The 13,179-nt window shown below is 60.4% G+C and carries 15 protein-coding genes; 9 read left to right on the top strand and 6 right to left on the bottom strand.

Annotation, left to right across the window (positions count from 1 at the left end):
• Nucleotides 1–15: 15 nt before the first annotated feature.
• Entirely contained in the window at nt 16–387 is a 372-nt protein-coding gene (locus CFE35_RS15725; RefSeq protein ID WP_292931927.1) for a hypothetical protein, read from the bottom strand.
• An 18-nt stretch (nt 388–405) separates the two neighbouring features.
• Nucleotides 406–645 (bottom strand): hypothetical protein, encoded by a 240-nt coding sequence (locus tag CFE35_RS15720; protein ID WP_292931925.1) that lies wholly within the window; start codon nt 643–645, stop codon nt 406–408.
• Between the two features lie 110 nt (nt 646–755).
• Between CFE35_RS15720 and CFE35_RS15715 the strand changes: the two genes are divergently transcribed.
• Complete coding sequence (locus tag CFE35_RS15715) at nt 756–1,145, top strand: helix-turn-helix transcriptional regulator (RefSeq protein WP_292931923.1); 390 nt, start codon at nt 756–758, stop codon at nt 1,143–1,145.
• An 803-nt stretch (nt 1,146–1,948) separates the two neighbouring features.
• On the opposite strand, the gene CFE35_RS15710 is transcribed toward CFE35_RS15715, so the two are convergent.
• A complete protein-coding gene (locus CFE35_RS15710) occupies nt 1,949–4,468 on the bottom strand; it encodes a S8 family peptidase (protein WP_292931921.1) in 2,520 nt (839 codons plus the stop codon).
• Nucleotides 4,419–5,450 (bottom strand): ATP-binding protein, encoded by a 1,032-nt coding sequence (locus tag CFE35_RS15705; RefSeq protein ID WP_292931919.1) that lies wholly within the window; start codon nt 5,448–5,450, stop codon nt 4,419–4,421. The genes CFE35_RS15710 and CFE35_RS15705 overlap by 50 nt, the downstream gene beginning before the upstream one ends.
• Nucleotides 5,451–6,020: 570 nt before the next feature.
• Between CFE35_RS15705 and CFE35_RS15700 the strand changes: the two genes are divergently transcribed.
• Entirely contained in the window at nt 6,021–6,845 is an 825-nt protein-coding gene (locus CFE35_RS15700; RefSeq protein WP_292931918.1) for a lytic transglycosylase domain-containing protein, read from the top strand.
• A gap of 45 nt (nt 6,846–6,890) precedes the next feature.
• Here CFE35_RS15700 and CFE35_RS15695 read toward each other — a convergent pair whose 3' ends face one another.
• On the bottom strand, nt 6,891–7,334 hold the full coding sequence (locus tag CFE35_RS15695) for a hypothetical protein (protein WP_292931916.1): 444 nt from the start codon (nt 7,332–7,334) through the stop codon (nt 6,891–6,893).
• A 150-nt stretch (nt 7,335–7,484) separates the two neighbouring features.
• On the bottom strand, nt 7,485–7,871 hold the full coding sequence (locus CFE35_RS15690) for a hypothetical protein (RefSeq protein ID WP_292931914.1): 387 nt from the start codon (nt 7,869–7,871) through the stop codon (nt 7,485–7,487).
• 292 nt (nt 7,872–8,163) lie between these two features.
• Here CFE35_RS15690 and CFE35_RS15685 point away from each other — a divergent pair, with 292 nt between their 5' ends.
• The 7 genes from CFE35_RS15685 to CFE35_RS15655 all read left to right on the top strand — a co-directional run bounded on the left by CFE35_RS15685 (nt 8,164) and on the right by CFE35_RS15655 (nt 13,179).
• Nucleotides 8,164–8,484, top strand: a complete 321-nt coding sequence (locus CFE35_RS15685; protein WP_292931912.1) for a hypothetical protein — start codon at nt 8,164–8,166, stop codon at nt 8,482–8,484.
• An 84-nt stretch (nt 8,485–8,568) separates the two neighbouring features.
• Nucleotides 8,569–8,853, top strand: coding sequence for a type IV conjugative transfer system protein TraL (gene traL, locus CFE35_RS15680; protein WP_067614853.1), 285 nt, complete (start codon nt 8,569–8,571; stop codon nt 8,851–8,853).
• Nucleotides 8,854–8,856: 3 nt separating this feature from the next.
• Nucleotides 8,857–9,420 (top strand): type IV conjugative transfer system protein TraE, encoded by a 564-nt coding sequence (locus tag CFE35_RS15675; protein WP_292931910.1) that lies wholly within the window; start codon nt 8,857–8,859, stop codon nt 9,418–9,420.
• On the top strand, nt 9,417–10,250 hold the full coding sequence (locus CFE35_RS15670; RefSeq protein WP_292931908.1) for a type-F conjugative transfer system secretin TraK: 834 nt from the start codon (nt 9,417–9,419) through the stop codon (nt 10,248–10,250). The genes CFE35_RS15675 and CFE35_RS15670 overlap by 4 nt, the downstream gene beginning before the upstream one ends.
• A complete protein-coding gene (locus tag CFE35_RS15665; RefSeq protein WP_292931906.1) occupies nt 10,247–11,590 on the top strand; it encodes a TrbI/VirB10 family protein in 1,344 nt (447 codons plus the stop codon). Before CFE35_RS15670 ends, CFE35_RS15665 begins: the two co-directional genes overlap by 4 nt.
• A 12-nt stretch (nt 11,591–11,602) precedes the next feature.
• Nucleotides 11,603–12,436, top strand: coding sequence for a DsbC family protein (locus tag CFE35_RS15660; RefSeq protein ID WP_292931905.1), 834 nt, complete (start codon nt 11,603–11,605; stop codon nt 12,434–12,436).
• Entirely contained in the window at nt 12,433–13,179 is a 747-nt protein-coding gene (locus CFE35_RS15655) for a hypothetical protein (protein WP_292931903.1), read from the top strand. Before CFE35_RS15660 ends, CFE35_RS15655 begins: the two co-directional genes overlap by 4 nt.

Below are 13,179 nucleotides of genomic sequence, written 5' to 3'. Positions count from 1 at the left end.
CATCTGTCTCATCACCTAAGACGTGGCGACGAATCTGCCTTTCTTCCTCGGCGCGGCACCAGTCCCAAGCGCCTGCTTCCTCAGATGCGCCAGTGCTGCATCGATAGTAGTCGGTGATGGCGGCGCCGAGATATTCGACGCGCCCGCGAGCCCACCACGTTGGGCCTCTGCGAAACGGTTCGAGGGGCATGGTTTGCGACTTTCCAGAATTTGATCGATTTGATCGGCGGTGATGATCATTGTCCGGCCAAGCCGATGGCAGGCGCCGATACGGCTCGCCTTTTCCCGCAGTGAGCGCTCGGAGATGATCAGGCCTCGTGTGGACAGCAGTTCGACCCATTCACTGGGTGGCTTGCCGGAATCGAGGATGGTCGAAAGTATAGCCATTTCAAAAGCTCCCCGCACTCAGCGCGTCGGTTCAGGATCCTGCCCGGGGTTGGCGAGTATGAGCCGCCCCATGGGTGTTGAGCGCCCTGCTGCCTTGACGAAATGGTTCGCTACATAGTCCTCGATCGCCGTCTCAGGCAGCAGCAGCCTGCCATTGACGCGGATATGCGACAGCAGGCCACGCGCGACCATTCGGCGGACGCGGGATTCCGGCCAGCCACTTTGCGCTGCCAGTTTTGGGAGGGTCAGCAATTGCATGACTAGCACCTATGTAGTAGTTTGGGGTTTGAGTTCAACTGAAACTCACGATCATTGGAGTAACTCATGTTTGTGAGTTTCGTCAAGGCGGATTCGCGTGCAGGTGCCGAATGAGTATCGGCGCCCGTTTTCTGGAGATCAGAAAAGCCAAGGGGCTGAACCAGACCGACGTCGCAGCTGCGATCGGCATTTCCCACGGAGCGCTGGTCAATTATGAAAAAGGCCGGGAGCCGCCAGCGTCAGCGGTCATCGCCTTCAGCAAGGCGTATGGGGTCAATCCGACCTGGCTGCTGCTGGGCGAAGGTCGTCCGGAGCAAAACAGTCTGGACGACTTATATAGCCGGTCCATCAACATCGCTTGGGCCTATCTTACCCGCGGCGGCGATGAGGTCGAGCGAGACCATCTGATCAAGCTGAGCAGCGCCCTGTTTCAATACCTCATGGAACATGGTGACATCAGCGAAGCCATGACCGACAAACTACTTTCGCTGAGCGCATGACATGAACAATAATTCTGACGGCTTGGTCGTCGATGCCCGGATCTTGGCGGCTTTACGCGCTGTGAACCCACCGCTTGAAAAGCTCATGTCGGATCGGTTTGCGCTACGACATGAGGTTCGGCACGCACATGCCGAACTGGAGTGTGCACAGCGACGAGTCGATGATCTGCGCGATTTTCGCGAAGTCCTAGTCCCACGCTACATCGCCTTTGCGAAGGCAGTTTCGCTGGGCGCAGCTGGCCTGACACTTCTGGCTCTTGCCGCCGCTTTCTTTACTGACCTCTTGGAGGTCAGAACCACAGCCTCCCTCTTTGCCTCTCTACTCCTGCCGCTCTGGCTTGTCGATCAAGCTGAGCAGGAGTTCGGTCGCTGGCGTGTCCGCCTCGGGAAGCCTCCAAGTTTCAAATCGCGAGCTACCGATAATTGGTCCCTTGCTAGCTAGTTTGTGGACGCAAAACAGGGCACAGTTGCGTACCCACCTTTTGGAAATGGATCGACTCAGAGTCGGCCTCTCAAATCCGCCACCATGAACGTCCGCTCCTGACAGAAGCTCCCGATACTGCGATTCGCAGCGGATGGTCGGCAGGCGCGCAATTGCAGTCGTCCAGACGATTCGGCATCGATCACGGAAGCCGGCCTTCCATTTTTCGCAAGGCGGCCAGAGCGGCGCTTCCACTCGCTTTACGCCACGAGAAAAGCCTTCAGTGGGCGGCTTTCCAGTATTATGTTGATGCAGCCCAGATCAATGGAATCTCTCTGACCGGCATATCTGCGCCACTGACGGCGATCAGCCAATATCGTTGTCAGGGTCGTGCTGTTGGTCGGATTGGCGGTTGCACCCGGGCGTAGAGTTCGTCGTACAGTCGCACCTCGCCCGGCATCGCGATCGTAACGGCCAAGCCAAACACCACATACTCGTCAATCGTCGCGCCCTGATCAGGCTCGCGCTGCACTACGAGCGGAATGGTCATGTCAGCAGTGACAGCCGGCGCATCGTTGCCCTCCCAGCACCGCGAAAATATGGTGCCGCGGTTGGTCTGATTCTCATCGGGCTGCCAACTGTGGCTACCTACTCCAAGCTCACCGAGCGCGTCAGGCTTCAAAATCTTCAGCTTGCATGTCCGATAACTCTTCCGCCCAGGCGCGACCGGCGTGAACCAGGCCAACGTCGCGGACAAGCTGTGTGGACGCGCCTGGCCGCCGATTGCGACCGGGACTGGGACCTGGACCGTAACGCCGCGGTCGCGCGCAAGACGGCCAGTCGCGAAGAACGTGGCCCGGTCTGATGCACAGGCCACGGCGTCGTTGGCATCGACGCAGCCAAATCCGATGAACCGGCGAATATTGTCCTTCTGCTTGCTAGCTTGGCCTTGGCCCCATGGCCCGACCGTCGCCTTGATGAGGTCGGCGAGCTGACGCGGCCAGCGGGCCGGATGCACTAGCAAGGCTTTGAGCAAGACCGCGCGCTCGATGGTCGGCAGGCGAAGGAAAGCGTTGCCATAGGCGGCTTCCAGTGCATCATGGATCTGATGACAGGTGCGTGAGGCCAGCGCAGCGGCGGCACTAGTCCCATTCGTGTAGCCGTCGAGATTTTCCCGGCCGCCGGCCGGCGGCGCCGCGACCTTCAGACCGGCGCCGCGGGATGCCTGTCCCGGCCGAACATCGATATGAACATGGTTGCGGATGACCTGCATATGCTCGCGGGCGCCCGGCATCAGGATGTCGGGTTTTACCGATCGCGCAAATCCTGGGCCGAGTGAACTCGAGGGGTTGGGCGCGTCGTGAGCAGGAAAGGGATCGATGAAACCGCGGGCCAGTGCTCGCACGGCAGGGCTCACGGCATCCTGGTTGCAGGCACCCACAGTGATGCCGTTCACCGTCTCCGCCGGAGAAATAATTCTTCGCTCGCCTATCAGCGCATGGAGCGAGCCGATCATCGCTGTAGCGCGACCATCCGCGTTGGCGCCTTCATAGGCTAAACTCGTTGCAAAGCCCGGAATGCCAAACTCAGTCGTTACATTGCCTGCGCTGACGATGAAGAGCAGCCCAAATCGATTGGAGAGGCGGTCGAGCAGGCGCGCCCATGGAGAAAGCTGGCCATGAAACGGCCGAAAGCGATTGCCCAGCGACAAGTTGACAATCACGACCCCTGGGCGTTGCTCGCGTAGCCGGATAACCGCCAAATAGATAAGATCCACGACGAGCCGATCGCTCGGAAACGCATCGTGGTTGCCCATCACCGGCATGACATGGATGCGACGTGGCAGGGGCAATGCCGGCGCATTCCGATCACCATGTATGATAAGCGATGCCATTGCGGTGCCATGAGAGCGATGCGCGACCAGCGCGCCGGGCTCAAGGCCGAACGGATCGTCTAGATCAACATGGTCGCTGAGCAGTCGGTGGGCAGCAACCGGAACGCCGTCAAGCAAGGCAAGAATAGGATCACCCAATTGTGCCGGCGGGGCGGTACCCAAGTCCTCCTCACCTACGTCGCCGAGCTCGATTGTCGTCGGTTCGCTCTGCGGTCGGATATGCAAGACCGGTTCGAGGCCGGCTATTCCCTCAAGGCGTCTCTCGACAATGTCGCGCACGGCGCGCGCGGGAATATCCGCAAGCAGCGCATGGTAGCTGATCTCGGCGATACGAGCGCGTGAGACGACGACGCCACCACGTCCCACTATCGCGGCCCGGACGTTGGCCTCATTCTCATTCGCTACGTTTACGCGCTCTCGGTAGACCAGCTCAACCTCTAGGCGCACAAGATCATCATCATCGAGCCCGTCGATGGCTACCGCAAGTAGGCCTGCGTCATTGCTGTGGACGCGATCAAGCGGGCCCCACGGCCTCAGATCCCGAAGAAGCTCGAAGACGCTTGCCCAAGGCGTTTCGCCGCGCTGAAGCTGGCCATTCTCCCACCGTCGCCAGAGCTGCTCGAGATTGCGGAGTGCGGCCATGTCGGGTACCAGCAGATACGCATAAGGCTGCGGATCGCCCTCATCGCCTTCCAGCTCCTCCTCGTCGATCAGCTCAAGGCCCGCGACGTTCTGTATGGCCGCCGCAAAGGCGTTGATCGACCCACGGACCTCGAACACGAGCAGACGCTCGGGCGCCAGGCCGGCGGGATCGGCGCGCAGCGCCATTGCATCGGCACCGCGCGCGAGCACTTGGGCAAGACGATTGAACGCAGGACCAAAGGTGTCGGTCTGACGCTGGCGAGGAAAGGCTTCAGAAGGACGGGGGAAGCCGGCACGCCCAGGCTTACGGGCTTGATCAGCCTGCGGCGTCAGCCTCAGAAGCGGCTTCGTCGGATCGCTCGGCATTTAGGGTCTCCGGCGTTACCCGCGCGGTCCACAAGCCGAGCTCAGCACGTAACGATTCATCGACAGAAACCTCCCCCAAACCCAAAATCTGCCGCCTTCGTACATTCTGGCAAAAATCGAGTGCCTCCGCATAGCTGACCATGCCGAGCTTCGCAGCAACTTTGGCAGGCGACAACTTCGGAGCGCTCGGCCAGTCCGAGAATACGCGATCGAGAAACACTGTAATCTCTTTTCGATGTGGCGCTGGCATCGCCAGCCTCATCTGGAACCGACGCCAGACGGCACGATCGAGCAGCTCGCCATGATTTGTCGCGGCGACGAGGATAACATAGCTCGGTAGCTGGTCGAGCTGCATGAGCAGGAATGAAACGACCCGCTTGATCTCGCCGGTTTCGTGCGTATCGCCGCGTTCCTTCCCGATGGCGTCAAATTCGTCGAAGAACAGAACGCTCGGTGTCGTGCGGACATAGTCGAAGAGTTTTCGCAGGCGCGCGTTCGTTTCGCCGAGATAGCTGCCGATCAGCGCATCGTATCGAACGACATAAAAGGGTAGCCCAAGCCCCTCTGCAATCGCTTCCGCGAAGGACGTCTTACCGTTCCCCGGCGGTCCCGAAAGCAACACGCGATGACGCGGTTCGAACCCGCTCGCACGTAGCACGTCGGCGCGCTGATGCTCTTCGATCAGCTGGCGGCCGCTTTGCTGGGCTGGCAAAGGGAGAAGCAAATCGTCCAGACGGAGACGTGCGGTGACTTCAAGGATAGCCTCGCGGCCGTTCACCGGATTGAGCTGAGGCGCGCTCGTGGTAAGTGCAGGAGGGGTAATCGGAACGGTCGACAGCGCGCGCTGCAGTCGGTCGGCAACGATGTAATGTTTTTTTGCGCGTTCGTCCGCGACAATCGCTTCCGCGGTCGAACGCAGGGCTTCACGATCGCCAACGGCGCTCGCGCGCACCAAACTTACCAGAAGATCGCTACGTGCCATGGTCGCCTAGACCTATTCCCCGCTCCGAGCCCATGATTGATTCTCTACCTTACTCATAATTGCGTCGCTTGCGCGATTATGTTTGCGGTTGCGCGCCAGTCCGAATCAAAAATGCGCCGTATTGATTCAGCAGAGGCGTTTGCCGCTCTAGCCAACGTAGGCGGTTGCAGCAATCGCCCCGTTTGGTGCCGCCGTCTGGTAGCGCGCTGGCGAGCCGAATCCGGGGTAGTAGATAAAATGAACGCCAACTGGCCGCCGCAGCTGTCGAGATGGGGCGCCAAATTCCGCTTCGCGCCGCCGCACACGTCAGCTCTGCCAGTCTACTCTCCCCGAGCACTCGACCGTCGCAGCGGGCATTTGCGCCGCACCACGCATGACTAGTCTCCCCCTTACTAGTCATGCCCACGATGGTTGCGATCGGAAGGATCGCCTCATATTCCGCCCATCAAGTCTCCAACGTTGTCGCGCATATGCCGGATGAAGATCAGCCCTTGCGCAGCCTGGATATTTCGAGAACCATGGCTGCGCGATAACTGTACCAGGCCCGGTCGAAAGAACGGGACTGACGACGTGAAACTTTTGATTTTGAGCCTTGCGGCTGCCGCTGCATCTTGGCCAAACACTGGCGCTGCGCGCGGAGTCGAATATCAGGACTTTGGCCAGCTAAAGCCATCGAGCTTTGTCCTCGGCACGCCGCCTCGATCAAATGAAGCACCGGACATGCGCGTACGTGGTGACAATGAGCTGAGCATAGAATTCGTGGCGATGGGCGTAGAATCGCCGGAACAACCAGTTCGTTCGTCCGAGCCATCGTCAAATTTTTTGCCCGACACGGTTTGGCGGCGACAACGCAATCTAGGGGCGCAGGCAGATGCCATGCTCTTGGCTGCACCGGCGTGGTCCGATGGCTGCCCGAATGAGGAATACATGCCCAATCCTTCGCTCCCAGTGGCTGCACAACGCCGACGGGCGACGTGGTATTCCGCCATGGCTTCGGTATCATGCGAAGCAGGCGTTCCCGTGGCATTGTTCGACGCCCTCATTATTCAGGAGAGCGGCTACAATCCAATCGCGGCAAGCTCCAAAGGCGCAGCAGGAATGGCGCAGTTGATGCCATCGAGTGCCCGCAAACTGGGTGTGCGCAATGTCTGGAATCCCGTCGAGAACATGCGTGGCGGTGCCCGCTATCTTCGCGCGCTTCTCGATGAGTTCGGCCGATTTGATCTGGCACTTGCCGCCTACAACGCCGGCGAAGGCCGGGTGCGTGCTGCACGCCAGGTTCCTCGCATTCGCGAGACCGTAAATTACGTCTCGTCCATTCTGCTGACCATGCGTGACCAGTTCAGGCGTCGGCTTGATGCCGGCGAGCGCAACGTCACGAGCATCGATCCGTGATAGCTGTTCCGATGTTCGCAAAGTGGTCGCGGTTAGACGAAACGGCTAGATTTCCGGCAGCTTGATGAAGCCATCGCGTCGATTGCGGACCTGTTCTTCATTGGCGATGATCGTGTTTGCGAGCCAGTCGGATAGCGTGTCCTGCGCAGGGTTTGTCAATGGCTCGATCGGGAAATCGGCGCGCTCCCCAAGTTTCAGCACGACTGGTTTGAGCAGCCGGATGACGAGGCTGAGACTTGGGTCGTCATAGCTTTGCCAATCGCCCATGACCTCGATCGCGATCGTGGCTCGAGCATGATCGATTTCAAACAATTCGGTCAGGGCATTCAATTCGGCCAGTCGCAATGGTCGTTGACCGCCGAGCATCCGCCCGAGCTGCCGCCGACTTACGCCCATCAACTCGGCAATTTCACATTGTGGTCGGGGGTCTTTCGCGGCGTGTTGATTGATGAGAGCCAGGTACGCATCCGCATCAGTGAGTCTACGCATTTCCTGTTCAGTGCATACTATAGTATGTTTGTCGCAATCAGGCAGTTTTTCGTGGCCCATTGAACCCCTCGCCTTGTCTCCCCGTCAGCGCAGTCGGGATCATGCGGCCGGTCTGTCAAGACTAATAACGGTCCATTTTCGCAGCAATTATCAGTTGCGCGTAATAACGTAGATACAGGCTTGGATCGCCTCAAGCACACTGACCGGACGGCCAAGTTTCGCCTCGGCATGTTCTCGAAATTCGCGCAGCCGATCGTTGACGCTGGAATCGATCCGAATGTTGACGCGGATGGTGCCGATGAGGGCGTCCGCGTTGCAAATATCCTCCAACTCATTGACCGATAGATTGAAAATCTGATTTCCCGGATCGGTCAGAACTTGGGTGAGCAACCGACGCGGGGAGCAAGTGATGTGCTCGCGCACCGAAAGCTTGAACAGCGCCTCGCTTAGGGCCCGAAAGGTCAGCGGGTTCACGTGCACGCGATGCGTCGCCTGGGCCGGACCTCCAGCTTGGGTTTTTGCGCTCGAATCACCCATTCTCATGCGCCCCCGCTCAATTCGCTCGCGTGATACCTTTTCTGCCCGTGTGTGGGCGCTTTGCGCCCAATGGCGGGCGCTTTACGCGCCCGTTCTGGCCCTGATCGCCCATCGGCGTGCGCAACGCGCGCGGTCGTGGGCCGAATCGACCTCTCCCAAGCATATCTTATAAATTTCGCCGGAATAGTTACCCAAAAAGGGCTTCAGTGCCTTGCCCGATAGGCACAGCCGGGCGGAATTTCGGGATCGGCAGACAAGTGATGCCGCCATTCAACCCCGAAAGGACATACCCATGTCGACTGCGTCATTGGATGCGCGAAATCGCGCATCGCTCCTGAGCTACCTCGTGCCGGCAGTTGTGGCGGCAGTCATGATCGCGCCGGCCGCCTACGCTGGCACCGACGCGACCTTTGGCACCGCGCTCACTCAGTTCTCGAACTTCCTTTCGGGTTCGGGCGGCAAGGTGATCACCGTGCTCAGCCTCGCCGGCGGCATCGTGGGCCTTGCGTCCGGTCGCTTCTCGCTCGGCCAGGTTGCTGTGCCCGTCGGCACTGGTGTTGCCGCCGGCACCGGTGTTCCGATCGTCACCGCGATGGTGACCGCCACCATCTAAAAAGAAGCCCGGCCTGCCGCCTGCCCCCCAGAGGCTGGACCGGGCTCACCTTCCCCCCAAAAACTCATGTGACGGCGGGCAGCAATGGAACGCTATGCTATTCCCAAGCATCTGGATGATCCCGAGTTGATCGGGTTTTGGACGCTTGATGAATTCCTGGTGATGGTCATCCCCTTTGTTTGGGGGATCATGGCCCAGCATATCGTTATCGGGCTGATCATCTCCACCGCGGCTTGGTTCGGTTATCGCAAGCTACGAGCTGGCCGGTCGATGTCCTGGATCCTGCATTTTGGGTACTGGCATCTGCCTGGTGAGTTCTTCGGCCTGAAGTGCTTGCCCCCGTCACATCTTCGCGTCCTGGCCGGCTGAGCCATGGATCTCGATCTCGCCCACGGCAATGCGCAGCGCGTGCTGCGCCAGCGCAATGCGCTGGCGGTGGCAGCTCTTGCGCTTGGCCTGCTGCTTGCCGGGACATTCGTGGTTGCGCAACGGCGCGACCGTGAGATCGTGCTGGTGCCAACCCTGCGTACACCGGTGACGCTGAGCAGCGTGGCGGTTTCGCCCGAATACCTCGAGATGGTGACGCGGGACGTGGCAGCGGTTGCGTTGAACCGCTCGCCGGAATCGCTGACTTGGTGGATGAATTCCATCCTCGAACTGACCGACGAGCGGGCACGAGGGCAGGTCAAGAAGGACCTGATGAAGATCGTTGCCGAACAACAAGGCTCGCAGATCACTCAGTTTTTCACACCGGATATGCTGCAAGTTGACCCGGCCCACCTTCAAAGCGACGTGGGCGGCACTGTGCATACCGTCGTCGCCTCCAAGGAGGTGACCAACGCGCATCGGACCTTCCGCTTCACCTGGTCTTACAATGGCGTGTCCCTGAAACTGGTCGGCTTCGGCATGGTTGCAAAGGCGGACCCGGCAAAATGATCGTCGGAACCGCACAAGGGGCGAACCTCATGGCAAGGCTGGAAATTGCTGCCGCGGGGGCGCATGCCTCCCGGCTTAAGTGGCGCGCGCGCCTGTTCGGGGCGTCGCTATTGGGCTTGGGTATTGCCGGCGTGGCAGAGCCTGCCTTGGCCGATCAAAACGTTCTCGCCGCCGACAATGGCACCGTTCATTGCGACGCATCGCTCAAGGATCTGACGCGTGTCACCTTGAAGGACGATCAGTTCGCCTCGGTCTCAAAGGTCCAGACCGGCAATCCTGCTGAGGACTTTCAGGTCGTCAACGAGCCACTGCGCGGTGACATTTACCTCTCGGTGGGTTCGGGCTTTTCCAAGCCGTCGATCTCGTTCTTCGGCACCACGCGCAAAGGCTTTGTCTACAAATTCGTCTGCACAGTCGCTGGTGGTGATGCCAAACAGGTGTTCGTTGCCAATGCAGATCGGGAGCAGCCTGCATCTATCGGCGAGCGTTGGCCAACCAACCTTTCCGCCCAGGAGACGGCAGCACGGCTGATCGCGGCGATGTACGCCCAGAAGCCAGTCGAGGGCTACGACATCACGTGGCGCGCACTGGCTCCGGTCAATGTGGGGGCGATCAAGGTGCAACTGGTAGGGCAATATGCCGGGTCCGCGTTCACCGGCAAACTGCTCAAGATTGCCAACACCGGCACCAAGCTCATCGTGCTCAGCGAAGACCAGGTCGCACCCGCCGAAGCGGTTGCCGTGAGCATCACCAATCCAAACTTGGAGGCAGGTCAGGAAACGACCGCCTTCGTCATCGTCCGCTCTTCGGGTCCGGGAGAACGGCCATGAACGGCGCTACCGGCCAGGGTTCGGCCGAAACCGCCGCGCCACAGGTGGGCGATGATCTTGATCGCAACGCGGTGACCCGAAAGCGCCAGAGGCTCGCAATGTATGCGCTCGGCGGAACGCTCGTTCTTGCTGGCATCTGGTGGATTACTGGCACGCCGTCCAGCGAGCCCACGCAGATGGCGCAAGCTGACCAGACCAAGTCGGTAAAGATTTCCACCGACGACATGGTCAATCGCTCCATGGCCGACAAGGAGTGGATGGCGCTCTCCGAAAACCAGATCAGCACCCAAGGGTCCGAAATCAAATCGCTTCAGAGCGATAGCGCCCGGCTCGATCAACTGCAAAAGCAGCTCCAGGATCTTCAGGGGCAGAACCAGTCGCTCAAGACCGATGGGACCAAGGTTCTATCAGCGTACCAGACTGAAAACGACCAACTGCGGTCGCAGATTTCTGCCCTCTCCACGCAAATGCAGCGTGCAACTGCCGGGCCGACGTCGCTCTATGGCGCAGGTGCGCCCGGCACGTATCAACGTGCTGGCACTGCACCACAAGGCCCAGCGGGGCCGCCCGCAGGCGCGGAGCCTTTGGCATCTTCGCCGCCTATGCGGCCGAACGAGGTTCGGCTGATCGCCTTCATCGGCGATGCGTCGGGAACAGCCACGCGGATGGTCCCGTCCAAAACCACGCAGTTCACCGACAGCGAGAATTATCTGCCGCCGAACTCGATCGCGATGGCAAAGGTGGTGGTAGGCGTTGATGCGACAGCCAACACCAAGAGCCAGACCGATCCCTTGCCAGTCGTCCTGCGGATCACCGGACAGGCAAGATCGGTCTATGCGCAGGGCAAGTTGCTCAAGACCAACATCGTTGGCTGCATGGTCAATGGTGCGGCCATGGCGGATCTCAGTTCCGAGAAGGTCTACGTCAAGCTTCAGCGCATGACTTGCCCGCAGCCGGGCGGGCGCGTGGCGGTGAGTGAGGTCAAGGGTTTCATCGCCTTTGGCGGCAAGACCGGCGTGCGTGGACGGGTCGTGAGCCGATCGGGTAACCTCGTGACACAGGCCTTCGTGGCGGGCGCTCTGGGTGGTTTCGGGCGGGGCTTTTCAGCCAATTCGCAAAGCTTCCTGACCGCGCCGTCGGTCAATGTGAATGGCCAGCGATCCTCGCTGTCACCCTTAGACATCGCCCAAGGCGGGCTCGGACAGGGCGTCGCCCAGTCCGCCGATACAGTTTCCAAATATCTGATTGAACGCGCCGAGCAGTACCAGCCAGTCGTCGAAATGCCGACCGGCCTCGATGTCGAGGTGGTGTTTCTCGACGGCGTATTCATCCGCAACTGAGGGAAGTTTGGCATGACGGGTTTGAAATTCCTTGGCCTCACCGCGCTTGCGACGATGGCAACGCATTCGTCGCCGAGTCTTGCCGGACCGAACCTTGCTGGATCAATGAACGCGCAAACTGTCGCTCACGCGGTATCGGCGCGACTGCCGCGCACGCAGGTCTCGAAGGTGGACTGTGCCAAGGTCCCCGGCATCTGCGAGGTGCAGGCGGGCAGCAACATCTTTTACGTCGATCCGTCCGCTCGATATCTGATCGTCGGGCGCGTCTATGACATGGAAACCCGCCAGGACATCACGGCGGCGCGGCTTCTCGAAATCAATCCGGATCTCCTTCTGGGCGGTGCGGCTTCCGTGCGCGGGGCAAACGAAGACGCCGCCTATGCGCCCCAGGCCCGCACCGGCCCGGCGCCATCCACCGCACAAGCCCCCGCGCAAAAAGTCTCGCTTGCGGGGCTGCCAGCTTCGGGGGCCATCGAATGGGGCGGAACCGGGCCGCATGTCACTGTCTTCAGCGATTTCCATTGCGGCTATTGCCGCATGCTTCACCAGACTTTGAAGGCCATGGGCGTTCGCGTCAGCGAGCGGCCGATCTCGGTTCTTGGCACCCGTGCGATTTCCGATGCGGTGATCTGCGCCGAGGACCGGGTAAGCGCCGTCGACAAGGCCTACAGCGATCAGGATGTGCCCAAGCGGGCCTGCGATACCAGCGGGCTCGATGCCAACGAGCGCTTCGCCGGAGTGCATGGGTTTAGCGGTACGCCCGTGATCGTTCGCGAAGACGGAGCCATTCTCCTTGGCTTTCGCCCACGCGAGTTTCTGGAAGCCTGGCTGAAGGGAGGCGCATGACACCCATGCGTGGCAGGCTCGCTCTCATATTGATCGGCGCGAGCGCCCTTTCGGGCTGCTCGCTCCTGCACTCCAACATCAAGGGCGGCTTTGTTTGCGCCGCTCCGCACGGGACCTGCGCGCCCTCGACGACGATCGACGACGACGCAATCCGTGCGATCGGCGGGCCTGATGTCCAGACCGGGGATGGTGGAGAAGAGTCTGCCGCGACAAATTCGGAACTGACGAAACCGGTGAAGTCCGTCTCCACGAAGTTTGGAACCGGCAAAGGGGCTATCTTCGTTCCGGGCGGCCGCCCCACAATCAAGGTCGTATTTCCAGCCTGGCGCGACAATTCTGGACAGGTCCATCCCCGCACTGCGGCCTACACGGCCGTCGATCTTCCGCCGGTGCCGGTGGCCATGGCGATACCGCTTAACGCAGACCAATTGGGCGCTAGTGAAAGCACGAGCTTGCTCGGTGTTGCCGAGATGGCGCCAGATTTCGGACTGCTTGGGTCGGCCCCACCTGCGGTGGCACCTGCAATCGACCGCACACCAGAGATTGGCACCAAAGAGGCTGCGCTCGTTGGTGGAGGATCCCAGGCCGCTGGCGCCGGTTCGACAGATCCGCTCGGTGCGATCAAGGATCAGGTCAAACATATCCTTTCGGCCACGAAGAAAGCACCGGCGCAGACTGACGCACCGAAGGCTGGTTCTACGCCAGATCAGACCAGTGCCAGCTTCCCGCCGAAGGGAAGCTGA

It is taken from the genome of Novosphingobium sp. PASSN1, assembly GCF_002278815.1.
The sequence above is the reverse complement of the archived record's forward strand: the minus strand, read 5'-3'. Positions and strand labels throughout refer to the sequence as shown.

Coding starts and splice junctions, on each gene's coding strand:
- CFE35_RS15725 (WP_292931927.1), bottom strand. CDS start 387: ATGGCTATACTTTCGACCATCCTCGATTCCGGCAAGCCACCCAGTGAA.
- CFE35_RS15720 (WP_292931925.1), bottom strand. CDS start 645: ATGCAATTGCTGACCCTCCCAAAACTGGCAGCGCAAAGTGGCTGGCCG.
- CFE35_RS15715 (WP_292931923.1), top strand. CDS start 756: ATGAGTATCGGCGCCCGTTTTCTGGAGATCAGAAAAGCCAAGGGGCTG.
- CFE35_RS15710 (WP_292931921.1), bottom strand. CDS start 4,468: ATGCCGAGCGATCCGACGAAGCCGCTTCTGAGGCTGACGCCGCAGGCT.
- CFE35_RS15705 (WP_292931919.1), bottom strand. CDS start 5,450: ATGGCACGTAGCGATCTTCTGGTAAGTTTGGTGCGCGCGAGCGCCGTT.
- CFE35_RS15695 (WP_292931916.1), bottom strand. CDS start 7,334: ATGCGTAGACTCACTGATGCGGATGCGTACCTGGCTCTCATCAATCAA.
- CFE35_RS15690 (WP_292931914.1), bottom strand. CDS start 7,871: ATGGGTGATTCGAGCGCAAAAACCCAAGCTGGAGGTCCGGCCCAGGCG.
- CFE35_RS15685 (WP_292931912.1), top strand. CDS start 8,164: ATGTCGACTGCGTCATTGGATGCGCGAAATCGCGCATCGCTCCTGAGC.
- traL (WP_067614853.1), top strand. CDS start 8,569: ATGGAACGCTATGCTATTCCCAAGCATCTGGATGATCCCGAGTTGATC.
- CFE35_RS15675 (WP_292931910.1), top strand. CDS start 8,857: ATGGATCTCGATCTCGCCCACGGCAATGCGCAGCGCGTGCTGCGCCAG.
- CFE35_RS15670 (WP_292931908.1), top strand. CDS start 9,417: ATGATCGTCGGAACCGCACAAGGGGCGAACCTCATGGCAAGGCTGGAA.
- CFE35_RS15665 (WP_292931906.1), top strand. CDS start 10,247: ATGAACGGCGCTACCGGCCAGGGTTCGGCCGAAACCGCCGCGCCACAG.
- CFE35_RS15660 (WP_292931905.1), top strand. CDS start 11,603: ATGACGGGTTTGAAATTCCTTGGCCTCACCGCGCTTGCGACGATGGCA.
- CFE35_RS15655 (WP_292931903.1), top strand. CDS start 12,433: ATGACACCCATGCGTGGCAGGCTCGCTCTCATATTGATCGGCGCGAGC.